At 63.6% G+C, this 21,768-nt stretch carries 23 protein-coding genes and 1 tRNA gene; 4 read left to right on the forward strand and 20 right to left on the reverse strand.

The genetic code is table 11. The annotated features are described in order from the left end of the window. Positions 1 to 151: 151 nt before the first annotated feature. The 8 genes from rplL to ACFQX9_RS07170 all read right to left on the reverse strand — a co-directional run bounded on the left by rplL (position 152) and on the right by ACFQX9_RS07170 (position 5,431). The gene (rplL, locus tag ACFQX9_RS07135; protein WP_007602994.1) at positions 152 to 529 is read right to left on the reverse strand and encodes a 50S ribosomal protein L7/L12; all 378 of its coding nucleotides are present in this window, start codon (positions 527 to 529) and stop codon (positions 152 to 154) included. Positions 530 to 583: 54 nt separating this feature from the next. After that, the gene (rplJ, locus tag ACFQX9_RS07140; RefSeq protein WP_026233178.1) at positions 584 to 1,102 is read right to left on the reverse strand and encodes a 50S ribosomal protein L10; all 519 of its coding nucleotides are present in this window, start codon (positions 1,100 to 1,102) and stop codon (positions 584 to 586) included. Between the two features lie 577 nt (positions 1,103 to 1,679). Beyond that, on the reverse strand, positions 1,680 to 2,627 hold the full coding sequence (locus tag ACFQX9_RS07145; protein ID WP_085351281.1) for a 2-hydroxyacid dehydrogenase: 948 nt from the start codon (positions 2,625 to 2,627) through the stop codon (positions 1,680 to 1,682). Positions 2,628 to 2,717: 90 nt separating this feature from the next. Beyond that, positions 2,718 to 3,410, reverse strand: coding sequence for a 50S ribosomal protein L1 (gene rplA, locus ACFQX9_RS07150; protein WP_007602988.1), 693 nt, complete (start codon positions 3,408 to 3,410; stop codon positions 2,718 to 2,720). A 6-nt stretch (positions 3,411 to 3,416) separates the two neighbouring features. Then, positions 3,417 to 3,845, reverse strand: a complete 429-nt coding sequence (gene rplK / locus ACFQX9_RS07155; RefSeq protein WP_018456444.1) for a 50S ribosomal protein L11 — start codon at positions 3,843 to 3,845, stop codon at positions 3,417 to 3,419. 130 nt (positions 3,846 to 3,975) lie between these two features. Next, positions 3,976 to 4,530: a transcription termination/antitermination protein NusG gene (gene nusG / locus ACFQX9_RS07160; RefSeq protein WP_007602985.1), complete on the reverse strand. Its 555-nt coding sequence runs from the start codon at positions 4,528 to 4,530 to the stop codon at positions 3,976 to 3,978. Further along, positions 4,530 to 4,721 carry a preprotein translocase subunit SecE gene (gene secE / locus ACFQX9_RS07165; protein WP_007602984.1) on the reverse strand — a complete coding sequence of 64 codons (192 nt, stop codon included), beginning with the start codon at positions 4,719 to 4,721 and terminating at the stop codon, positions 4,530 to 4,532. The genes nusG and secE overlap by 1 nt, the downstream gene beginning before the upstream one ends. A gap of 634 nt (positions 4,722 to 5,355) precedes the next feature. Continuing rightward, positions 5,356 to 5,431: transfer RNA gene (locus ACFQX9_RS07170), tRNA-Trp, on the reverse strand. Positions 5,432 to 5,593: 162 nt separating this feature from the next. Between ACFQX9_RS07170 and ACFQX9_RS07175 the strand changes: the two genes are divergently transcribed. Further along, positions 5,594 to 6,844 carry a serine hydrolase domain-containing protein gene (locus ACFQX9_RS07175; protein ID WP_377787413.1) on the forward strand — a complete coding sequence of 417 codons (1,251 nt, stop codon included), beginning with the start codon at positions 5,594 to 5,596 and terminating at the stop codon, positions 6,842 to 6,844. 110 nt (positions 6,845 to 6,954) lie between these two features. Here ACFQX9_RS07175 and ACFQX9_RS07180 read toward each other — a convergent pair whose 3' ends face one another. The 3 genes from ACFQX9_RS07180 to ACFQX9_RS07190 form a co-directional block, all read right to left on the reverse strand. After that, entirely contained in the window at positions 6,955 to 8,328 is a 1,374-nt protein-coding gene (locus ACFQX9_RS07180) for an IS30 family transposase (protein WP_377787416.1), read from the reverse strand. 143 nt (positions 8,329 to 8,471) lie between these two features. After that, positions 8,472 to 9,239, reverse strand: coding sequence for an SDR family NAD(P)-dependent oxidoreductase (locus tag ACFQX9_RS07185; RefSeq protein WP_377787419.1), 768 nt, complete (start codon positions 9,237 to 9,239; stop codon positions 8,472 to 8,474). Between the two features lie 67 nt (positions 9,240 to 9,306). Next, a complete protein-coding gene (locus tag ACFQX9_RS07190; protein WP_018456439.1) occupies positions 9,307 to 10,005 on the reverse strand; it encodes a histidine phosphatase family protein in 699 nt (232 codons plus the stop codon). A 134-nt stretch (positions 10,006 to 10,139) separates the two neighbouring features. Between ACFQX9_RS07190 and ACFQX9_RS07195 the strand changes: the two genes are divergently transcribed. Then, positions 10,140 to 10,925: an SDR family NAD(P)-dependent oxidoreductase gene (locus ACFQX9_RS07195; RefSeq protein ID WP_018456438.1), complete on the forward strand. Its 786-nt coding sequence runs from the start codon at positions 10,140 to 10,142 to the stop codon at positions 10,923 to 10,925. Between the two features lie 515 nt (positions 10,926 to 11,440). Here ACFQX9_RS07195 and ACFQX9_RS07200 read toward each other — a convergent pair. Next, positions 11,441 to 11,752: a hypothetical protein gene (locus ACFQX9_RS07200; RefSeq protein WP_377787424.1), complete on the reverse strand. Its 312-nt coding sequence runs from the start codon at positions 11,750 to 11,752 to the stop codon at positions 11,441 to 11,443. A gap of 142 nt (positions 11,753 to 11,894) precedes the next feature. Between ACFQX9_RS07200 and argE the strand changes: the two genes are divergently transcribed. Then, a complete protein-coding gene (argE, locus tag ACFQX9_RS07205) occupies positions 11,895 to 13,067 on the forward strand; it encodes an acetylornithine deacetylase (RefSeq protein WP_377787428.1) in 1,173 nt (390 codons plus the stop codon). Between the two features lie 201 nt (positions 13,068 to 13,268). Here the strand turns inward: argE and ACFQX9_RS07210 are convergent, their stop codons facing one another. From ACFQX9_RS07210 to ACFQX9_RS07220, 3 genes are all read right to left on the reverse strand, one after another. Then, positions 13,269 to 13,895 carry a LysE family translocator gene (locus ACFQX9_RS07210; protein ID WP_377787431.1) on the reverse strand — a complete coding sequence of 209 codons (627 nt, stop codon included), beginning with the start codon at positions 13,893 to 13,895 and terminating at the stop codon, positions 13,269 to 13,271. A gap of 87 nt (positions 13,896 to 13,982) precedes the next feature. Continuing rightward, positions 13,983 to 15,041 carry a phosphotransferase family protein gene (locus ACFQX9_RS07215; protein WP_377787434.1) on the reverse strand — a complete coding sequence of 353 codons (1,059 nt, stop codon included), beginning with the start codon at positions 15,039 to 15,041 and terminating at the stop codon, positions 13,983 to 13,985. A 132-nt stretch (positions 15,042 to 15,173) separates the two neighbouring features. Beyond that, the gene (locus ACFQX9_RS07220) at positions 15,174 to 16,409 is read right to left on the reverse strand and encodes an acyl-CoA dehydrogenase family protein (RefSeq protein ID WP_377787437.1); all 1,236 of its coding nucleotides are present in this window, start codon (positions 16,407 to 16,409) and stop codon (positions 15,174 to 15,176) included. A 219-nt stretch (positions 16,410 to 16,628) separates the two neighbouring features. Between ACFQX9_RS07220 and ACFQX9_RS07225 the strand changes: the two genes are divergently transcribed. Beyond that, positions 16,629 to 17,291 (forward strand): TetR/AcrR family transcriptional regulator, encoded by a 663-nt coding sequence (locus ACFQX9_RS07225; protein WP_085351267.1) that lies wholly within the window; start codon positions 16,629 to 16,631, stop codon positions 17,289 to 17,291. Positions 17,292 to 17,294: 3 nt separating this feature from the next. Here ACFQX9_RS07225 and ACFQX9_RS07230 read toward each other — a convergent pair whose 3' ends face one another. From ACFQX9_RS07230 to ACFQX9_RS07250, 5 genes are all read right to left on the reverse strand, one after another. Continuing rightward, positions 17,295 to 17,687 (reverse strand): RidA family protein, encoded by a 393-nt coding sequence (locus ACFQX9_RS07230; protein WP_162847229.1) that lies wholly within the window; start codon positions 17,685 to 17,687, stop codon positions 17,295 to 17,297. A gap of 108 nt (positions 17,688 to 17,795) precedes the next feature. Next, positions 17,796 to 18,011 carry a hypothetical protein gene (locus ACFQX9_RS07235; RefSeq protein ID WP_018457601.1) on the reverse strand — a complete coding sequence of 72 codons (216 nt, stop codon included), beginning with the start codon at positions 18,009 to 18,011 and terminating at the stop codon, positions 17,796 to 17,798. Positions 18,012 to 18,200: 189 nt separating this feature from the next. After that, entirely contained in the window at positions 18,201 to 19,430 is a 1,230-nt protein-coding gene (locus ACFQX9_RS07240) for a CaiB/BaiF CoA-transferase family protein (protein WP_085351265.1), read from the reverse strand. 169 nt (positions 19,431 to 19,599) lie between these two features. Then, positions 19,600 to 20,805 carry an MFS transporter gene (locus tag ACFQX9_RS07245; protein ID WP_377787441.1) on the reverse strand — a complete coding sequence of 402 codons (1,206 nt, stop codon included), beginning with the start codon at positions 20,803 to 20,805 and terminating at the stop codon, positions 19,600 to 19,602. A gap of 114 nt (positions 20,806 to 20,919) precedes the next feature. Beyond that, a complete protein-coding gene (locus tag ACFQX9_RS07250) occupies positions 20,920 to 21,768 on the reverse strand; it encodes a 3-keto-5-aminohexanoate cleavage protein (RefSeq protein WP_377787444.1) in 849 nt (282 codons plus the stop codon).

Below are 21,768 nucleotides of genomic sequence, written 5' to 3' on the forward strand. Positions count from 1 at the left end.
ACAAACCCTCAAATCCCCACACTTTTTCGTGTTCGGCCTGCGTCGGGTCGTTCCGTCGCACGCCTTTTGCATCCGGCCCGCCCTTTCGGAGAGCGGACCGAGACCCCGGTTGCGATGATGCTGACCGGGATCTCGTGCCAGTAAGCGCTGCTTACTTGAGCTCGACCTTCGCGCCAGCCTTCTCGAGCTGGGCCTTGAGCTTCTCGGCTTCGTCCTTGTTCACGCCTTCCTTGACAGGCTTCGGCGCGCCCTCGACGAGGTCCTTTGCTTCCTTCAGGCCCAGGCCGGTGATGGCGCGGACTTCCTTGATGACCTCGATCTTCTTGTCGCCGGCGGCGGCAAGAACGACCGTGAACTCGGTCTTCTCTTCGGCCGGAGCGGCGGCAGCGCCACCACCAGCCGGGCCGGCCACGGCGACAGCCGCGGCAGCCGAAACGCCCCACTTCTCTTCGAGGAGCTTCGCGAGTTCGGCAGCTTCGAGCACGGTGAGGCTCGAGAGGTCGTCAACGATCTTCTGCAGGTCAGCCATTGTTCAGTTTCCTTGAATGTAAGTCTGGTTCGGGTTTGAGTTTTGCGAAGGGCGTCAGGCCGCTTCGCTCTTTGAGGCATAAGCCTGAATGACACGCGCGAGCTTGCCCGCGGGCGCGTTGGCGAGCTGAGCGATCTTGGTCGCCGGGGCCACAAGCAGGCCGACGATCTTGGCGCGCAGTTCGTCAAGCGACGGCAGCGAGGCAAGTGCCTTCACGCCGTCGACATTCAGGACGGTCGTTCCCATCGAGCCGCCAATGATGACGAACTTTTCGTTCGCCTTGGCGAATTCGACGGCGACCTTTGGCGCCGCTACCGGATCGTCCGAAGTGGCGATCACGGTCGGTCCCTTCAGCATGGGGCCGATGGCAACGACGTCAGTGCCTTCAAGAGCAATTTTGGCGAGACGGTTCTTCGAGACCTTCACCGAGGCGCCAGCCTGCTTCATCTGCGAGCGCAGCTTCTGCATCTGGGCAACGGTCAGGCCGGAATATTGGGCAACGACCGCGACGCTCGTGGTCTTGAAGACCCCATTGAGCTGTTCGACCGCTTCCTTTTTTGCCGCTCGTTCCACAGCAAGCTCTTTCCGGTTGGCGGTCATCGCGAAAGCGGGACCGCCGGGTTGCACCCATCGTCCCGCCCAAACCTGAACCTCAGGGCCAAACCCATCGGACACGCCGGGCAAGACGACAATTCAAAGCCTGCCCTCCGAGAGCCCATTAGAGCCCACGGCGTGTCGAGGTCCGAACCAAACCCATTCCGCAACCGACCCTAAGGTGGCCACGAAGTGAAATCCGGTCTTCACCCGTCTATGCAGGCCATGCGATTAAGCCGTTGAGAAATCGGAATTCCCCGCGGGCGCCTGCAGTCTTGGACAGGACAAGGTCAGCCGGCGAACCGCCCGACCTCTGCCCGCACCCCACACCCGACGGTTTTCCCTCCCTTTCCAGCAAATCCTCACGGACGCCCTGAAAAGGAATGATCTCCATCGCTTGTTTTCGGAATGCGTGCACGAACGCGCCAGCCGAGGCCGGCACGTCCGGAAGCGGTTCTTTAACCGCTCGGGGCCTGCTTGCCAAGAGCAAAATTCACACCAGTTCCAATCCGTTGCCGCTCGCGCTTAACCATGGCCGAAAAGGGCCGGTTTCCGCTCATTTGACCGCGTAAGGCAACTTCTTGCCCTCGAAAAACGCGGTCAGGTTCGCCAGCACGCAGTTCTGCATGGCGACGTGCGATTCCAGGGTGTGGCCGCCAATATGGGGGGAGAACACGACGTTGGGCAGTGCCGTCAGCGCGTCAGGAGCGTGCGGTTCCTTGTCATAGACATCGAGACCGGCTCCGGCGATGGTCTTCTCGGTAAGCGCCAGCACCAGGGCTTTCTCATCGATCACCGAGCCGCGGGAGATGTTGACGACATAGCCGTCCGCCCCGAGGCGCCTGAGGATATCGGCGCTGACGGCATGCTGGGTCTCGGCTCCTGCCCGGACCGCGATCATCAGCACGCTGCACCAGTCGGCCAGCGCCTCCAAGGTCGGGAAATATTGATAGGGCAGATCGTACCTGCTGCGGCTGAAATAGCCGATCTCGCTCTCGAAGGACGCGCAGCGCGCTGCGATCTTGCGGCCGATCTCGCCCATGCCGTAGACGCCGATGCGGCGGCCCGGCATCCCGGCCTGCGGGCGCATCATCGGCGAGGGCTTTGACGCGGCCCAATCGCCGCTTCGGACGTACTGGTCGGCCACCAGGATTCGCCGCGTCGCCGCGAGCATCAGGGTCATCGCGATGTCGGCGACGGAGGCCGCATTGGCACCCGGGCTATGTCCGACCGCAATATTGCGGGCAGCAGCGGCCTTCAGGTCAACACCGTCATAGCCGGTGCCGTAGCAGACGATGGCACCGAGCTTGGGAAACAGGTCCATCGCCTCCGCGCCCAGCGGCGTGCCGCCGGCGGTGAGCACTGCACGGATATCGCCGAGCGCGTCGGCCGAAAACATCTCCCGCGCCGGCTTGCCGCCGGTGTCGAGCAGCTCGAACCGCTCGGCGAAGCGCGCCATCATCGTCTTGGGAAAGCGCGAGTAGATCAGGACCTTGTCAGTCATTGTTCTTGTTTCCGGTGAACGCCGTCACAAACGACGAGGGGCGGAATCGGTTGCCCAATTCCGCCCCTCGCCTCATGTCATTTGCAAACCTTAGCCGAGAATGGTGCCCGGCTCGACCTTCACGCCGGGGCCCATCGACGAGGACACCGCAACGCGCTGGATGTAGGTGCCCTTGGAACCGGCCGGCTTGGCCTTGGACACAGCGTCAGCCAAGGCCTTGATGTTCTCGACCAGTTTTTCCTCGGTGAACGAGGCCTTGCCGACGCCCGCCTGCAAGATGCCGGCCTTCTCGACGCGGAACTCGACCGAGCCGCCCTTGGCGCCCTTCACGGCGCCGGTGACGTCCATGGTCACGGTGCCGATCTTCGGGTTCGGCATCAGGCCGCGCGGGCCGAGCACCTTACCAAGGCGGCCGACCAGCGGCATCATGTCGGGGGTTGCGATACAGCGGTCGAAATCGATCGTGCCGTTCTGCACCTTCTCGACCAGGTCCTCGGCGCCGACGACGTCGGCTCCGGCAGCCTTGGCCTCGTCGGCCTTGGCGCCGCGGGCGAACACGCCGACGCGGAGCGTACGGCCGGTGCCGTTCGGCAGGGTCACAACGCCGCGGACCATCTGGTCGGCGTGACGCGGATCGACGCCGAGATTGATCGCGACCTCGATGGTCTCGTCGAACTTCGCTTTCGCGCGTTCCTTGACCATCTTGATGGCGTCTGCGAGCGGGTAAAGCTTTTCGCGATCAATACCTTCTCGGGCTTTGTTCAAACGTTTTCCGATTGCCATGACCGCTTACCCTGCCACTTCCAGACCCATCGAGCGGGCAGAGCCCTCGACCATCTTCATGGCCGCTTCGATGGAATCGCAATTGAGATCCTTCATCTTCTTCTCGGCGATCTCGCGCACCTGCGCTTTGGTCACCGCACCCGCCTTGTCACGGCCCGGCGCCTTGGAGCCGGACTGGATCTTGGCAGCCTGCTTGAGGAAGAAGGACATCGGCGGCGTCTTCATCTCGAACGTGAAGGAACGATCGGCGTAGATCGTAATCACGACGGGAATCGGGGTGTTTTTCTCTTCCTTCTGGGTCTGGGCGTTGAACGCCTTGCAGAACTCCATGATGTTGAGACCGCGCTGACCGAGCGCGGGACCGATCGGGGGCGAAGGATTCGCCGCACCGGCCGGGACCTGAAGCTTCAGGTATCCGGTCACTTTCTTTGCCATGTATCACTCCTGTTGGGCCGGCCTGGGCCGGCGGTTTCAGGTTCGTGGTCTGGGTCGGATGCGGCTGGCAACCGCCCTCTCCCTCCCACGGCCTCTTGTTGCGCGAGACCGAAGCCTCACGCCTACCCGATCAGACCTTCTCGACCTGACCGAATTCCAGTTCGACCGGCGTGGCGCGGCCGAAGATCGACACCGCGACCTTCACGCGCGAGCGCGCCTCGTCGATTTCCTCGACCACACCCGAGAACGAGGCAAACGGGCCATCGGCCACGCGCACGTTCTCGCCGATCTCGAACGACACCGACGCCTTCGGCCGTTCCACGCCCTCCTGCACCTGGTGCAGAATGCGCATGGCCTCGGCTTCCGAGATCGGCATCGGCTTGTTTTCCGCGCCGAGGAAGCCGGTCACCTTCGGCGTGTTCTTGATCAGATGAAACGCCTCGTCGGTCAGCTTCATCTTCACCAGCACGTAGCCCGGGAAGAACTTGCGCTCGGCGTCGATCTTGCGGCCGCGGCGCACTTCCGTGACCTTCTCGGTCGGGACCAGCACCAGCTCGAACAACTCCTCAAGCCCGCGCTGCTTGGCCTGCTCGCGGATCGATTCGGCGACCTTCTTCTCGAAGTTCGAATAGGCGTGGACGATGTACCAGCGCTTGTCAGACAATTGAGCCGTTGCTGTTGCCATCAGTGAATGCCCAGAAGGAAGGTGATGAGGACGCGGATGATCTGGTCGGCGGCGAAGAAGAAGATCGAGGCCACGGCGACCATGACGAACACCATGATGGTGGTGATCGTGGTCTCGCGGCGGGTCGGCCAGGTGACCTTGGCGGTCTCCGAGCGGACTTCCTGCAAGAACTTGAACGGGCTGACTGCCATCGTTTGATGTCCAACGTCCGTCGACAGACGCGAATGAATTTCAGGGATCCGAACAGCCGCCGTTGGCCCAGCCCTCTGTCGAAGGATGAGCCGGAAATCGGGCTCGATTGTTCGGGGATTTCAAAGCCGCGCCGGAGATCCGCGTCTAACGGGCCGGCTGCGAGTGCGCGGTATCTACTGCGGATGGGACCAAAGGTCAAGATAGAGAGGGCCGGCGTGGGCAAAACGGCCTCCACGGGCGACGGACCAGAGATCAGGCCGATCAAGGGTTTATCTGCCGCCTGCAATGCGCCGTCCCAAGGTCGCAGCCCAACGCGTTCGAGCTGGGCGCGCTGACCATCGAATTGCCCCCGCCTTTGCCGAGCAGGAGGCAGAGGTCGTTCTCCATCAGCAAGGACAACCCACTGAATTGTCGCGCGGCAAGAGTTGGGCGTTTCGGCGTCAGGCCGAGGCATTCGTCGCCGATATCGTGGAGCAGAGGACGCCGTGGCTTCCGGCGCAGATTCCGTGGCCGAGATCGCCCTTGCAGAGGCGATCTGGAAACGGCAGGTCAGCGGCTAGGATTCACGCCGTCCGGCAGCAATATCCGGCCGATGGCTGATCGCCCACGTTCTAGCTAAGTGTTTGATTTCGCTGGCAGGAGTGGCAGGGCTCGAACCTGCGACCCCCGGTTTTGGAGACCGGTGCTCTACCAATTGAGCTACACTCCTACGGACCCTGCGTTGCCGCCCGGATCAGGCCGCTTTGAAGCACAGGGGGCGGCCGGATTGCAAGACCGGATTGCAAGGGTGAAGCGCGCTGGCTTCGCTTGTTTGTGCCGCGCCTTCTGGGCCACAGTCCGCTCCGAACAATAATAAGCACCGGGAGTGCCCATGACTGCCCAAGCGTCTACTGCCCAAGCGTCCGCGACAGCCGCCCCTTGGCCCTCGATCGCACCGAAGACTCCGCCTCTGCCGGAATCCCGCCCCGAGACGCTCGGGCTGTCGCGCCCTCGCCTCCAGGCCATGTCGGACGCCTTCAAGCGCGAGATCGACAAGGGAACCATTCCGGGCGTCACCGTGCTGGCGGCACGGCACGGCCAGGTCGGCTGGTTCGAGGCGCTCGGCAGGCAGAGCCCGACGGGCGCGGCGCCGATGGCGCAAGATTCGATCTTTCGCATCTTCTCGATGACCAAGCCAATCGTGTCGGTCGGCATCATGACGCTGGTCGAAGATGGGCACCTGATTCTTGCCGACCCCATCGCGAAATTCATCCCGGAGTTCGCCGACCAGAAGGTCGGCGTGGTCAGCGGCGGCAAGCTGGAACTGGTTCCGCCGAAGCGCCCTATGACGGTGCAGGACCTGCTCCGCCACACCTCCGGCCTGACCTACGAGCACCAGGGCGACGGCCCCGTGCACAAGATCTATCAGGACTCGCGGGTGCGTAGCCGCAAGATCACCAATGCCGAGCACGCCGCCCTGGTGGCGAGCTTCCCGCTGGTCTGCCATCCCGGCGACGAGTTCAACTACAGTCGCTCGACCGACATCCTCGGGCGCATTATCGAGGTCGTCAGCGGCAAGTCGCTCGGCACGTACCTCACCGAGCGCATTCTCGCGCCGTTGCAGATGGCCGAGACCGGTTTCTCGACAGCGGAGGCCAATGCCAACAGGCTCGCCGAACCGTTCGCGGCCGATCCCTGGACCGGCGACAAGGTCGCGCTGTTCAACATGCTCGAGCAGCCAATCATGGAGTCCGGCGGCGGCGGCCTCGTCTCCACCACCATGGACTATGCTCGCTTCGCGCTGATGCTGCGCAATGGCGGCACGCTCGACGGCAACAGGATCATCGGCCGCAAGACGCTGGAGCTGATGGCCTCCGATCATCTCGGCCCGAATGTGCAGACCAATGGCACGCTGCTGTCGCCTGGCCATGGTTTCGGCCTCGGCTTCGCGGTGCGGCGCGAAGCCGGCATCGCGCCCTTCCCCGGCAGCGTTGGCCAGTTTTTCTGGAGCGGCATTGCGGGGACGTTCTTCTGGATCGATCCGAAGGAGGATCTGTTCGTCGTATTCATGAGCCAGGGCCCGGGACAGCGCGATTTTACGCGGACGCTGGTGCGGGATCTGGTGTACGCGGCGGTGGATTGAAGCGGCGCCGCTATGCGCGGCGCTGCATCACATTTTCGCTGTCATGCCCCGGCTTGACCGGGGCATCCAGGGGGGATTCAAACGGTCGTCGCAACACCAGTTACTTTCACTCATAACAGAAGATCGTCAAGCGCCTCTGCCGGCGTTTTCCAGCCTAGTGTCTTCCGCGGTCGGGCATTGAGGGCCGCTGCCACAGCGGATATCTCCTCGGCGCTGTGGATGCTCAGGTCCGTGCCTTTCGGGAAGTACTGCCGCAGCAGCCCGTTGGTGTTCTCGTTAGTGCCGCGCTGCCATGGGCTTTGCGGGTCGCAGAAGTAGACCTGGATACCCGCATCGATCTTGAGACGATCGTGCTTAGCCATTTCGGCTCCCTGATCCCAGGTTAGCGAACGGCGCAGCTCTTCGGGCAAAGTGATGATGGTGCGCGTGATCGCGTCGCGCACGGCTTCGGCCCCATGTCCCGCAAGGGCTGGCCCGTTCTTCGCGCGCGGAGCTTCGCCATGCCCCGCCAACCGTGGAAGGTGCAAGAGCATCGTAAAGCGCGTCGTGCGCTCGACCAGCGTGCCGATGGCCGAGCTGCCAAGACCGAGGATAAGGTCCCCCTCCCAATGTCCCGGCACTGCTCGATCGGCAGCTTCAGCAGGGCGCTCACTGATCATGATCTCCGGCGAGACAAAGCCCTTGCCTCGCCTGCGTACGCGCGCTCTGGGCATCCGTAACACACGCCCTGTTCGCAAGCAGGCCGTCAGCTCGCGGCGTAGCGCGCCACGGCCCTGAACGAAGAGGGCTTGATAGATAGCTTCGTGGCTGATGCGCATCGTCTTGTCGTCCGGGAAGTCGATCGGCAAGCGTCGGGCAATCTGCTCAGGGCTCCAGGCTTTGGCCCATCGCCGATCCTTGCGCTGGCCATGCCGCCGCCCCTTCCACGGAACGGCGGGACCAGGAACGGGAGCGCCGGTCGGGGCTACGACGCCGCCAGCAAGTCTTTCCTCCACATAAGTGCGCAAGGTTGCATTGAGCGCAAGCTTGGTCGGCTTAGGCCGGCGGGCGGATCGATCCGCATGCCATTGGGCAGTTATTGCCCGATACCCCAACCCGCCGCCGCGAGTGGCCGCGTTGCGCCGCAGTTCACGGGAGACTGTGGAAGCAGCCCGCCCCAGGCGACGTCCAATCTCCTGTATGGAATCGCCCTGCACCTTGAGAAGTGCGATCTCCTCGCGCTCATTCAACGAGAGATACCGCCCGGAGAGAGCCTTTGCCGAAGATCTGAACATCGCTGGTGGCATGCCGCCCGCCTTTCGGAATAATCTGCTTCCGACAGGTTGTGACAATCCGGCTTCGAGTGCAGCATCTTCGCTGCTTAACCCAGCGGCAATCGCCCGCCAAAATTTATTCTGTTCATCGCGCCCGGCAATAGAGGGCCGTCCCGGCGACCGCAATGGGGCTCGTCCTGACCGCGCCGATCTGCGCCTTACAACGTTCATCGCAACCTCCAAACTCCTGGTGTTGCGACGGCGTTTGAACCCGCCCAGTACTCCGGGGCGGATGTGGTGAGAGCGAGCTCTCCAACGAAGGCCGCGGAGTACTGGATCGCCCGCCTTCGCGGGCGATGACACCTATTGGGGCCTCAACTGATCGTCGCGCCGCCGTCGATCACCATGGTCTGGCCTGTCATGAAGTCGCCGGCCTTCGAGCCCAGGAACACCGCGGCGCCCGCGATCTCGTCGGGGATCCCGATGCGCAGCAGCGGCGAACGCGCAGTCGAGGCTTTCAAATGCTCCGGATTGTCCCACAACGCTTTCGCGAAATCGGTCTTGATCAGGCCAGGCGCGATGCAGTTCACGCGGATGTTGTGCGGGCCGTATTCGCAGGCCAAATTGCGCGCGAGCTGCATGTCAGCGGCCTTCGAGATCGCGTAGGCACCGAGGATGGTCGAGCCTTTCAGGCCGCCAATCGAGGAGACGATGATGATCGAGCCATCCTTGCGCTCGATCATCTGCGGCACCACCATCGAGATCAGCCAGTTGTTGGCCACGATGTTGTTGTCCAGGATCTTTCTGAACTGATCGTCGGAGATGCCGGCGAGCGGACCGTAATACGGGTTCGACGCGGCGTTGCAGACCAGCACGTCGATCTTGCCGAAGGCGCGGTTGCTCTCGTCGATGAGGTTCTGCAGATTTTCCTTCGACGAGATGTTGGCGGCGATCGCCACCGCCGTGCCCTTGCCGAACTTGTCGTTCATGCTCTTGGCGACCTGGTCGCAAACGTCGGCCTTGCGCGAGGAGATCACCACCTTGGCGCCGTGCTCGGCCATGCGCTCGGCGATCGCAAGCCCGATGCCGCGCGTCGAACCGGTGATGACGGCGACTTTCCCCTTCATGTCGAACAAGGTCATGTTTCTCTCCCAGAGTACGTTTTGATTGCTTGAAGCTTACGCCGCCTCCGCGCCACCGGGCAATTGCTCAGGCGAGCTTCTTGACTTCCGGTCCCGCGGGTTGATGCATTGCCGCATGCGCATCGTCCGCGATCCACGGCTGCTGGTTCACCATCGGCAGCCGCCAGACATTGCGCTCGGGGCTTGCGAAATAGTCGAGCCGCGTCACCGAGCAATTGTCGATATCGAACGCGAGCCCTCGCTCCGGCTGATTGTCGAGCGCCAGCCCCAGCGCCGCCTTGATGGTGCCGCCATGTGCGACCGCGATCACGTCCTGCCCGGCGGCCTCATTGTTGATCCGCTCGATGGTGCGGCGGGTGCGGTTGTAGAGGTCCATGAAGCTTTCGCCGCCGGGTGCAGGCTCGTTGATGTCGGCAAACCAGCTCGAGCCGACGGGACGGCTGGCGATGAACTCGGCGCGGTTCATGCCCTGCCAGCGACCGAGATTCTGTTCGGCGAGGTCCGCCTCCCATTTCATCGATGCAGGCCTCGGGAATCCGGCCGCCCAGATCGCTTCGGCGGTCTGATGGGTGCGCATCAGATTGCTCGAATACCAGACCGCCTTGCGTGGCAGCACCTTGGCAACAGCATTGAAGACGTAGGTATCGCTGGTGTCGCAGGCGAGATCGGACTGACCGTAGATGTTGCCACCGTCATTGCGCACGGGCGCGTGACGGACCCACCACCAGCGTGTCGTGACCACTTTGGGCTTGTCTGCACCTGCCATCGAAACCCTTCCATCCCGTCTGATGTCGCTGTACGTCAGTAGCGAACGTGTCTCAAGACACTTTACCGTTTGAAATCTTGTTTGAAATTCCGTCGCGCGGCAAGCGTCGCGCGCGAACCAAAGGGAGAAACCGCATGGGCCGTCTGCAAGGCAAATCCGTCATCATCACCGGTGCCGGCAGCGGCATCGGCCGCGCGGCCGCGCTGCTGTTCACCAGGGAAGGCGCCAAGCTGATCGCGGTCGATCGCAGCGAGGCGGTGAAGGAGACGGTCGACGAGGTGAAGAAGGCCGGCGGTGTCGCGGAAGCCATGATGGCGGATGCGGGCTCCGAAAAGGACGTCATGGCCGTGATCGACAAGGCGGTGAAGACGCACGGCCGGCTCGACGTGATCTGGGCCAATGCCGGCGTCTCCGGCGGACTCGTTCCGCTCGGCGAGCAGACCGTCGAGCAATGGCAGGAAGTCTTGCGCATCAACCTGATCGGGCCGTTTCTCGCGGTGAAGCATGCGATGCCGCACATGGTGAAGCAGCAGTCCGGCGCGATCGTGCTCACCGCGTCCGTCGCGGGCCTCAAGGCCGGCGCCAGCGGACATCCCTATGCCGCGAGCAAGGCCGGCGTCATCTCCCTGGTGCAGACCACCGCCTATTCGCTCACCGGTACCGGTGTGCGCATCAACGCGGTGTGCCCGGGCCTGATCGAGACCGGCATGACCAAGCCGATCTTCGACCGCGCCAAGGAGCGCGGCACCGCCGACAAGATCGGCCAGCTCAATCCGCTCAAGCGCCCCGGCCAGCCGCACGAGCTCGCCGCGATGGGACTGTTCTTGGCCAGCGACGAGGCGTCGTACGTCAATGGCCAGGCCTTCCCGGTGGACGGCGGACTGACGGCGTCGATGCCGTATACGGGGAAGCCGGTTTAGTTCACGCACTCTCGCGTCCCGGACGCGCTGCAGCTTTCTCACGCTGCTGCGCTGCGTCCGGGGCACGAGACAGAAGTTTTGGCGCGCAACTGCTTCAGCATCGTCATTGCGAGCACAGCGAAGCAATCCAGAGTCTTTCCGCGGCGTCAGCCTGGATTGCTTCGCTGTGCTCGCAATGACGGAGTCTGTGGCTGGCAGCGTCGCGCTTCCATTCGCATTCCCGTTCGCAGACACACCTTCGCCCTCTCGCGGCTTGTTCGCCCGAGCTTTGCTTGGTCGCTCACCCTCGAATGAAAGAGGGCGCAGGGAAGACCGGGCGCCGGCTGGCACCCGCGGTCCACTGTGCGAAGTTGCAGTAAAAAATCTGCACAGCGGCATACAGGTGAAGCCAAAACGTCCGGCCTTCCCTGCGCAGCGGTTTTACGGCTTATGCCGTGCTCTCCCCGGGGAGCGATGCACTATTGCCCCCGTCGCCTCATGGATGGCTGATGCGCGAACCCGGTCGGGCCGCCACATCACCACAAGACTTGACGCACACCGGGCGTCAGGACGACACGGTTTTGCCGTACGCTGTCAGCACCGGTCGTGTGCGCGACGCCTTCGCTCACGGTTGCCCGCCCTGCGAAACCGATCGCGCCGATGTGACTAACGTCCACCGCCGTCCGGCCCGCGTTCGTGACGATCGCGATACGCCCCTCTTCCTTGGTCCGGGTTGCGGCGACACATACGTGATTTCCGAATTTCGGTAAAGTGGAATATTCGGCAATTGGGGTGTTTTGCCCGACAGGCAACACAAGGTCTTGTAGCCCGGATGAGCGAAGCGACATCCGGGATTCCTACCACGAGCTGTCCCGGGTATCGCTTCGCTCACCCGGGCTACCGGTCTGTGTTGATTTGCTCTACCAGAGGCGACGTTGGTATGGTTCGTGCAAGCACTTCGGCTTCCATCCCCCTGACAAGAACGTGACAATGCCAAGCTCAAGACCCGACCGTATTCGCAGGCTGCTCGCCGACCTCGTCGGCTTCGACACGATCAGCGATCGCTCCAACCTGCCCCTGATCGCGCATATCGAGAGCTATCTCGCCGGGTTCGGCGTCAGCTTTGAGCGCATCGTCGACGAGACCGGACAGAAAGCCTCGCTATGGGTCACCATTGGACCCGAGGACCGCCCCGGCCTGGTGCTGTCGGGACATACCGACGTGGTGCCCGTGGTGGGCCAGGACTGGAGCCACGATCCCTTCAAGCTGATCGAACGCGACGGCAGGCTCTACGGCCGCGGCACCACCGACATGAAGGGATTTGTCGCCGTGTGCCTCGCCATGGTGCCGGAGATGCTGGAGGCGAAGCTTGCAACGCCGATCCATCTCGCGATCTCCTATGACGAGGAGATCGGCTGCGTCGGCGTGCGGCCGATGCTGCGCGAGGTCGCGAAGAAACGGATCAAGCCGCTCGGCGCCTTCATCGGCGAGCCGACCGAGATGAAGGTCATCATCGGCCACAAGGGCAAGCACGGCGTGCGCGCCACGTTCCAGGGCCTCGCCCGCCACTCCTCGATCGCGCCCGAGGGCGTCAACGCGATCGAATACGCCGCCGAGCTGATCGTCGAAATCCGCCGCCGCGCGTTGCAACTCGCAAGCACGAAAGCAACGAACAGCCCCTACGATGTCCCTCACTCGACGCTGCTCACCAGCATCGTGCATGGCGGCGCCGCGCTCAACATCGTGCCCGATACCTGCACGGTGGATTTCGAATGCCGCGGCATCGGCATAACCGAATCCAGGGAGGTGACGGATGCGATCGTCGCCTGGGCCAAGACCGAGATCGAGCCGGCGATGAAGGCGCGACACCCGGAGTGCGGCATCGACTTCGAAGAGATCCTCGATTATCCCGCCCTCGACACCGCCGCCGACGCCACCATCGTCACGCTGGCCAAGAGCCTCGCGGGGCGCAACGACCACGCCAAGGTCGCCTTCGGTACCGAGGCGAGCCTGTTTGCCAGCATGGCCGATATCCCGTCAGTGGTGATCGGGCCCGGGTCGATCGCGCAGGCGCATACGCCGGACGAGTTCGTGGAGATGGCGGAGCTGGAGAAATGCGCAGGCTTCGTGGAGAAGCTGATCGCGCATTGCGTGAAGGGGTAAGGTGTTTCCGCGTCATTGCGAGGAGCTCTTGCGACGAAGCAATCCAGACTGCCACCGTGCGAAGATTCTGGATTGCTTCGCTTCGCTCGCAATGACGAGCGTCTGGAGACACCCGTAGTCCGCATGAGCATAGTGGCGACATGCGGGGCCGCTGTCCCGGATATCGCTGCGCTCATCCGGGCTACGAATGAGCGGTGCGCCTCATCGCTCCTGCAAAGCCAGCCGCACGCCGACGGCGCAGTAGATCGTCCCGACCACCTTGCCCTGCCATTTCACGACGGCTGGATGGCGGCGTAGCAAATTGCCGAGACGGCCGGCGCCGACCGCGAACACCACCGTGCTAAGGAGGCCGAGCAACACGAACACAGCGCCGAGCAGCGCGAGCTGCAGCGTCGTCGAGCCATGCTCGGGCGGGACGAACTGCGGCAGGAACGCAAGGAAGAACAGCGCGGTCTTCGGATTGAGCACCTCGGTCAGCACGGCCTGCCGGAATGCCCGCGCTGCGCTGATCGCGGGCGCACCGCCATTCACCTCGATCGGCGTCTTGTCGAGCATGGCGCGAATGCCGAGATAGATCAGAAAGCCTGCGCCCGCGTATTTGACGACGCTGAACAGGAGCGCCGAAGTCGCGATGATCGCAGAGAGGCCGACGATTGCCATGGTGGTGTGGACCACGTCACCAGCCGCAATTCCCGCGCCCGTCGCGATGCCGACCCTAGTTCCCGAGCTCGCGGCGCGCGCCATGGTGAGGAGTGTCGCCGGTCCGGGAATGAAGACGAAGCCGAGGACGATGAGGATGTAGGTGATGAGGGTGGTGTGATCGATCATGCGGGCATCTCTCTCGTCATTCTGTCCCGTGTCCAGACACGAGAGGAACGCAAGCAAAGGCGCGGCCGTCAGCCGCCTTCGGATTCCTTAAACCGCGCCCGCCTTCTGCGCGTACTCCCAAGACGCCTTCGACAGCGGAACGGTGCGCTTGGCTGACTCCAGCGCCTTGGCATTCGCCGCGGTGCCGTCGCGGACCCGGCCGGCGATGCCTTGCGTGATGCCGGCGAGACGGAACAGGTTGTAGGCGAAATACCAGTTGAGGTCAGGCACCGTCATCTTGGTGACGTTGCAATAGATCTGCGCGGCCTCCTCCACGCTCGGGATGTTGAGCGCCTTGAGGTCGGCGCCGTCCAGACCGGGCATGATCCACTGCATCAGCAGATAGGTGAAGTCGGCCATGGGATCGCCGAGCGTCGACAATTCCCAATCGAGCACGGCCTGCACGCGTGGTTCCGTCGCGTGGAAAATCATGTTGTCGAGGCGATAGTCGCCGTGGACGATCGAGACGCGCGCCTGCTCCGGCACGGTCTTCGGCAACCATTCGGCGACCTTCTCGAACTCCGGAATGGTCTGGGTCTCGGACGCGCGGTACTGCTTGGTCCAGCGGTCGATCTGCCGGGCAAAGTAGTTGCCGGGTTTGCCGAAGTCGCCAAGACCGATCGCGACGGGATCGAACATGTGGAGTTTTGCCAGCGTCTCGATCTTGCTGGTGAAGATCTTTCGACGATCATCCCGCGTCTGGCTCGGCAGCGTCGGATCCCAGAACACCCGGCCGTCTTCCATCGACATGATGTAGAAGGCCGAACCGATGATGCTGTCATCCTGGCACAGCGCATAGGCCTTCGCGACCGGAAAGCCCTGCTTTCCCAGCGCCGCGATCACGCGATATTCGCGATCGACCGCGTGCGCCGACGGCAACAATTTGCCGAATGGTTTTCGGCGCATCACATAGGAGCGGTTCGGCGTGTCGAGCCGATAGGTCGGGTTGGACTGGCCGCCCTTGAACTGGAGCACGACCAGCGGTCCCTCATAACCCTCGACGTTCTCGCGCAGCCAGGCTTCGAGCCGCATCTCGTCGATGCGATGACGCTCCTCGACCGGTTTGGTGCCCGAGAACTCTTCGTCTTTCCTGACGCCGTCAGCCACGATGACGCTCCCTCTTCAGTCCGAACATGATCCTAATCGGTAACCCCCAGCGCACTTGCGTCAAGCGGTCATCCGATCACGGATCATGCCCTGTCGTTTCTTCAAATCGGGAGCGCCAGCGTGCTCTCCCGCTTAATGACTGGAAGAGTTTGCATACTTCCGAACCTCGAGCCTGGCAATGGCGCGATTGTGCACCTCGTCCGGGCCGTCGGCGAGACGGAGCGTGCGGATGTGGGCATAGTCCTTGGCAAGGCCGGCTTCGTCCGAGACGCCTGCACCGCCGAAGGCCTGGATCGCCTCGTCGATGATCTTCAGCGCCATATTGGGGGCTGCGACCTTGATCATGGCGATCTCGGCCTGCGCGGTCTTGTTGCCGACCTTGTCCATCATGTCGGCGGCCTTGAGGCACAACAGCCGCGTCATCTCGATGTTGGTGCGGGCCTCGCCGATGCGCTGCTCCCACACCGAATGCTCGACGATCCGCTTGCCGAAGGCAGTGCGCGAGGTAAGCCGCTTCACCATCTTCTCAAGCGCCTCCTCGGCCTTGCCGATAGTGCGCATGCAGTGATGGATACGGCCGGGACCGAGCCGGCCCTGCGCGATCTCGAAGCCGCGGCCCTCGCCGAGCAGGATGTTCTCCTTCTGCACCCGCACGTTCTCGAGCAGCACCTGGGCGTGGCCGTGCGGCGCGTCGTCGAAGCCGAACACGGGCAGCATCTTCTCGACCTTGATGCCGGGAGTGTCGAGCGGAACCAGGATCTGCGACTGCTGCTGGTGCTTGGCCGCCTTGAAGTCGGTCTTGCCCATCAGGATCGCGATCTTGCAGCGGGGATCGCCGACGCCGGACGACCACCATTTGCGGCCGTTGATGACGTAATGGTCGCCGTCGCGCACAATGCTGGTCTCGATGTTGGTGGCGTCAGACGAGGCCACGGCCGGCTCCGTCATCAGGAAGGCGGAGCGGATTTCGCCGTCCATCAGCGGACGCAGCCATTTGCGCTTCTGCTCCTTGGAGCCGTAGCGCATGAATACTTCCATGTTGCCGGTGTCGGGCGCGGAACAATTGAAGACTTCCGAAGCCCACGAGATGTGGCCCATCTGCTCGGAGAGCAGCGCGTATTCGAGATTGGTCAGTCCCGCGCCGCGGAATTCGTCGTCCTCATGCTCGTTGGGCGGCATGAACATGTTCCAGAGGCCTTCGGCTTTCGCCTTCTTCTTGAGATCCTCGAGCACCGGGATCACCTTCCAGCGTTCGCCGCTGCGATCCTGCTCATCATAGACCGGCACCGCCGGGCGCACGTGCTTGGCCATGAAGGACTGCACGCGGTCGAGCCATTCCTTCTGCTTCGGCGACAGATCGAAATCCATGGGACGCTCCTCGTCTTTGCCAACTCGTTTGGCGAACTTGTTTTGCGCCGGACTGTCCACCCGCATTGTGCGACCCGCAAGTGCGAATGCGCGGCTTGCGGATGCTCCGGAACCCATTCGCGTTTGCGAACGAGTCCCGATTGCGGATTGACTTTCCCGGCCTTCAAACGATAGTTTCATACAACTGTTTGAATTGCAACTCCCTCCCCGAGGGCTCCCATGGCCAGCGATCATACCCGGACTGCCATTCTCGCCGCTGCCGAACGGCTCTATGCCGATCGCGGGTTCGGCGACGTGACGTTGCGCGACATCGTCGCTGAGGCCAATGTCAACCTCGCGGCGGTGAACTATCATTTCGGCTCGAAGGACGAGTTGATCGCGGAGCTGTTCGTGACACGCTCGATCGCCACCAATCGCGAGCGTCTGCGCGAATTGAAGGCGGCGGAAGAACAAGGCGGCGGCCGCGCGCCGATCGAGGTAATCCTGCATGCCTTGGTCGGCCCGACGCTGCGCGGCTGCCTCGGTCCCGAGAACCAGCGCTCGAGCGCGGCGCGCTTCATGATCCGCGCTTCGATCGAATCCGTGCCGCCGATCCGCCGCATCAAGAATCGCGAGATCGACCATTTGCGCAAATTCGCCGGCGCGATGCGAAGGTCCCTGCCCGACCGCAGCGACGTCGATATTTACTGGGGCCTGAACTTCGCGCTCGCCATGGCGCACCACACCATCCGCGAGAGCGAGCGGCTGACGAAACTGTCGGAAGGCAAATGCGACCTCGACGATGTCGAGGACGTGGTCGCGCGCGTCGTCAGCGTGGCGACGATGGCGCTGACGGCGGGACGGACGGAGGCGAAGGCGCCGTCAAAAGTGGCGGCGCGCTAACCTTCACATCATCGCGATGCAGTCGATCTCGACGTCGAAGGGGCCGAACCATTCCGGCGTACAGACGAAGATCCGCGCCGGCGGATCGTGCGGGAAATAGCGCGCATAGACGTTGTTGAACGCGGCGAAGTGCTTGGTCGAGGTGCAGTAGACGTTGCACTTCATGACGTTGTCGAGGCTCGCGCCCGCCGTCTCAAGGCACAGCTTCATCTGCTCCATGATCAGCTCGCTCTGCCGTTCGATCGGCACGTCCGCGATCTCGCCCGTCTCGGGGTCGAATGGCGGCAGGCCGGCGACGAAGATCATGTTGCCGGCGCGCGTGACCGGCGAGACCGGCGCCTGCCGGCGATCGAGGAAAGTCGAGATCGGTTCGACGCGGAGCGCTTCGCGTTTCATTTCGAGATTCATGGGCGGCCACCTTCGGTCCAAGCGAGATGACGGCTTGCTACAGCATGTTGCAGCCGTCATGCTTCGCTTCTGATCGAAGTTTGGTCGCCGAGCCGCCTAGGCGTGCTGCGGCATCTCCTCGGCCTCTTCCTTGGCGAGCAGCAGCAGCATCTCGATGCCCATGTCGCCTTCCTGCGGCGAGCGGATGAACTTTATTTCGTCGGCGCTTTGCCGCAACGCGGCAATGATCGCGACGGCCTGGTTGGCCGTTGCCGCCTCGGTCGCCAGAATTGCCTTCTGGTTCTTGGCCTGAAACCCGATCGTGTAGGACATTCGTTCCCTCCCGGACTGAGTGGACCGATCGAATCTGAGTCGCGCGCGGAGCGGAAGCCTGTGTGAGTACGGACCGGAATTATCTGGGGATTGCCCGCAAGGTTCGCGCAAGGCCGCAGGAGCGTCATGCTGACGTCCCTTCTTATCCAGTGGCGATCAGGCCAAACCGCGCGCGCCGCTTCGCCGAAGCTAGATAATCCCCTGCTGCTTCAGCGTCTCGATCTTGCCGGCATCGTAGCCGAGCTTGCCGGCGAGCACCTCCTGGGTGTGCTCACCGAGCAGCGGCGGGGCGCGGTAGTCCTTGATCGGGGTTTCCGAGAGCGTCAGCGCGTTGCGGATCAGCGAGAGATCGGGCTGGAAGGGATGATCGACCTTCACCCGCATGCCGCGCGACTGGACGTGCGGATCGGAAAACACCTGCTCGAAATTGTTGATCGGGCCGGAGGGCACGCCGGCCTCCTCCAATCTGTCCAGCCAATAGGCCACCGGCTGCTTCAGGAACAGGCCGGCGAAGATCGCCATGATCTCCTTGCCGTGCACGACGCGGTCGTTGTTCCTGACGAAACGCTTGTCGCTCGCGAGTTCGGGCGCGCCGAGCACGGCGCAGGTGCGCTGGAACTGGCCGTCATTGCCGACCACCAGCATCAATTCGCCGTCGGTGCAGCGGAACACGCCGGCCGGCATGCCGCCATTGCCCCAGGTGCCGCGGCGCGGCGGCGTCTTGCCGTTGACGAGGTAGATCTGCAGCCAGTGCGACAACGACGCGATGACGGTGTCGAACAGGCAGACGTCGATATGCTGCCCCACGCCATCATTGGCGTCGCGATGATAGAGCGCCGAGAGAATCCCGATCGAGGTGTTCATGCCGGTCATGTAGTCGACGATCGACGGGCCGACCTTCATCGGGCCCTCGCCGGGCTCGCCGTCGATGTGGCCGGTGACGCTCATCAGGCCGCCCATCGCCTGCAGGATGGCGTCGTAGCCGGCGCGCGGCGCATAGGGGCCGGTCTGGCCGAAGCCGGTCACCGAGCAATAGATAATGCCGGGATTGATCGCCTTGATGGTCTCGTAGTCGAGGCCGTAGCGCTTGAGATCGCCGACCTTGTAGTTCTCCATGAAGACGTCGACGTCCTTGGCAAGCTCGCGGATGATCGCCTGCCCTTCGGGCTTGGCGATGTTGACCGTGACCGACTTCTTGTTGCGGTTGGCGCAGAGGTAGAATGAATTGTTGTTGTTGGCCTTGCCCTCGGGGTCAGTCAGGTAAGGCGGGCCAAAGGCGCGCGCGTCGTCACCAGTGCCCGGCCGCTCGATCTTGATAACCTCGGCGCCCAAATCGCCCAGCATCTGGGCCGACAGAGGCCCGGCAAGCACGCGGGTGAGGTCAAGGATCTTGATGCCTGAGAGCGGCAGGGCCGACATGTCGAATTCCTCCGGGAACTGGATCTTGGCGCGGCGGCGAGATCGCGGGCCGCGCTTCCTGCGGATACACTATTTTGGCGATCCGAGCACTGCACTGTGGGCATACGGCTATCCCCCCGCCCGCCCAGCGCAGGTCACCGCGCGGTGAATTTCCGCAGCGCGAATATTCTCAGGTTGCAGCCGCTGCAGCCACCTGCGGCCGCCGGCGGCCGAGCAGGACCAGGATCAGCACCGTGGCGCAGGAGCAGACGAAGGTGAGACCGAGCGCGCCGCGGCTGCCGAACTGGGTGAGCAGGCCGACAAGGAGCGGGGGCGAGACCGCGGAGGCGAGATTGAGCGGCAGCGCGATCATCGACATCGCCCTGGCGAACTCGGTCTGATCGTAGAACACGAGCGGGATCGTCGCCCGCGCCACCGCCATCGCGCCGCTGCCGGCGCCATAGAGCAGGATGAAGGCCGCAACCGCCCAGGTCGCGCCCTCGCTCGTCATCAGCAGCAGCATGGCGATCGGCAGCGCCGTGCCGGCGACGAGCCCGGTCGTGATTCCATCCCACCGCCCTCCGCCCAGAAAATCGAGTCCGCGGGCGCTGACCTGGATCACGCCCAGCATCGAGCCAAACGCAAGCGCCTGCGCCGGGGGAAGCCCCTCCGCCCGGAGCAACTCGATCATGATGGCGCCGATGCCAAAATTGACGAAGGCATTCAGCGTGATCGCGGCAACGACGAGGCTGAAGGTGCTCCTGGGAATCGCAGGCGGCGGCGAAGATTTCACCGGCTCGCCGCCACGATCACCGACGATTTTCCGGCGCGGTGCAAAGAATGCATAGAGCGGAAGGTTGATGACGACCATCATCGCTGCATAGACGAGGCACGTCCCGCGCCAGCCGAGCTGACCGCTGAGGAACGACGTCGTCGGCCAGAAGATGCTGCTCGACAGGCCCGTCACCAGCATCAGCGCGCCGATGGCGTTCTTGGCCTGCCGCCCGGCGACCTCGTTCAGCATGATATAGGCGCCGGTCGAAAGCGTGGCGCTGCCGGCGATGCCGAGGACGATCCAGGCCGCGAAATACAGCATCGGCTCGCGCGCGAGGGACAGCAGAATGAAGCCCGGCACGGTGAGGACCGTGCCTGAGATCATGACCTTTCGTGCGCCGTGCCGCGCAAACGATTTGGCCAGCCAGGGCGCGCACAGCCCCATCGACACATAGAGGACGGACGTCCCGGCGAACACCGCTGGCAGGCTCATGCCGAGATCGGCCGCGAGATCGCGTCCGACGATGGCGGGAAGACCTATCGTACCCCACCCGACAAGCTGGGAGACCGCAAGCACCAGCAGGACCCCGATGAGCCTGCTGTCAGATTTCAAGAACCGCATTCCAATCGTCGCCTGCCCGGCAGGCGCCGATCACGCCTGTGACACCTGTCTTACCCCCGGACTTAGCGCAGGGAAACGCCGGCCGTCGAATGGCAGCAGGCGGCCGGGAGCATGTCAGGTGGCGGCAGGAGCGCCCTGCCCCGCGAGCCCGAGCAGGGATCGCGCCTCCGCCGCAGTCGCCACGCGCCGGCCGTGACGCGCGACAGCCTCACCGGCGATGGCCACGAGTTCGGCGTTGCTGGCCGCGAGGCGCGCCTTGTCGATCCTGATATTGTCCTCGAGCCCGGTGCGGACCGCATCGGCGCCCCGCGCGAGCGCCCAGCCAATGACCTCGGCCTGGTGGCGTCCGATCCCCGCTGCCGTCCATGTCGCCTTCGGGATCAGCCGCCTGAGCTCTCCCAGCAAGATGTCGAGGACATGCTCGTCCGCGGGCATGGCGTTCTTGACGCCCATGACGAACTGCACGTGCGGACGCTGGTCGATCAGCCCCGCCTCGATCAGGCGGCGGGCGCCATGCAGATGCGACAAATCGAAGATCTCGATTTCCGGCCGGATGCCATTCGCCTTCATCCCGGTGGCGAGGGTCTCCACCAGCGCGGCGCTGTTCTCGTAGACGATGGTCGGAAAGTTCACCGATCCCGTGGACAGCGAGGCCATGTCCGGCTTCAGATAGAGCGACGATCCGCGCGCCGAGGGATCGCGGCCCCGCCCGCCGGTCGAGAACTGAACGATCATGTCCGGACAGTGCTTCTTGATGCCCGCCTGCACCAGAGCGAAACGCTCGGGATCGGAGGACGGCGTCTCGTCATCATTGCGGACATGGATATGGGCAAGCGTGGCGCCGGCCTCGAAGGCCTGGTGCGTCGAGTCGATCTGTTCGGACGGCGAGATCGGCACCGCGGGATTGTCCTTCTTGCGCGGAACGGAGCCGGTGATTGCGACGGCAATGACGACGGGGTTCAT

This window comes from Bradyrhizobium sp. GCM10028915 (genome assembly GCF_042666195.1).
Taxonomy (GTDB): Bacteria; Pseudomonadota; Alphaproteobacteria; order Rhizobiales; family Xanthobacteraceae; genus Bradyrhizobium; species Bradyrhizobium canariense_D.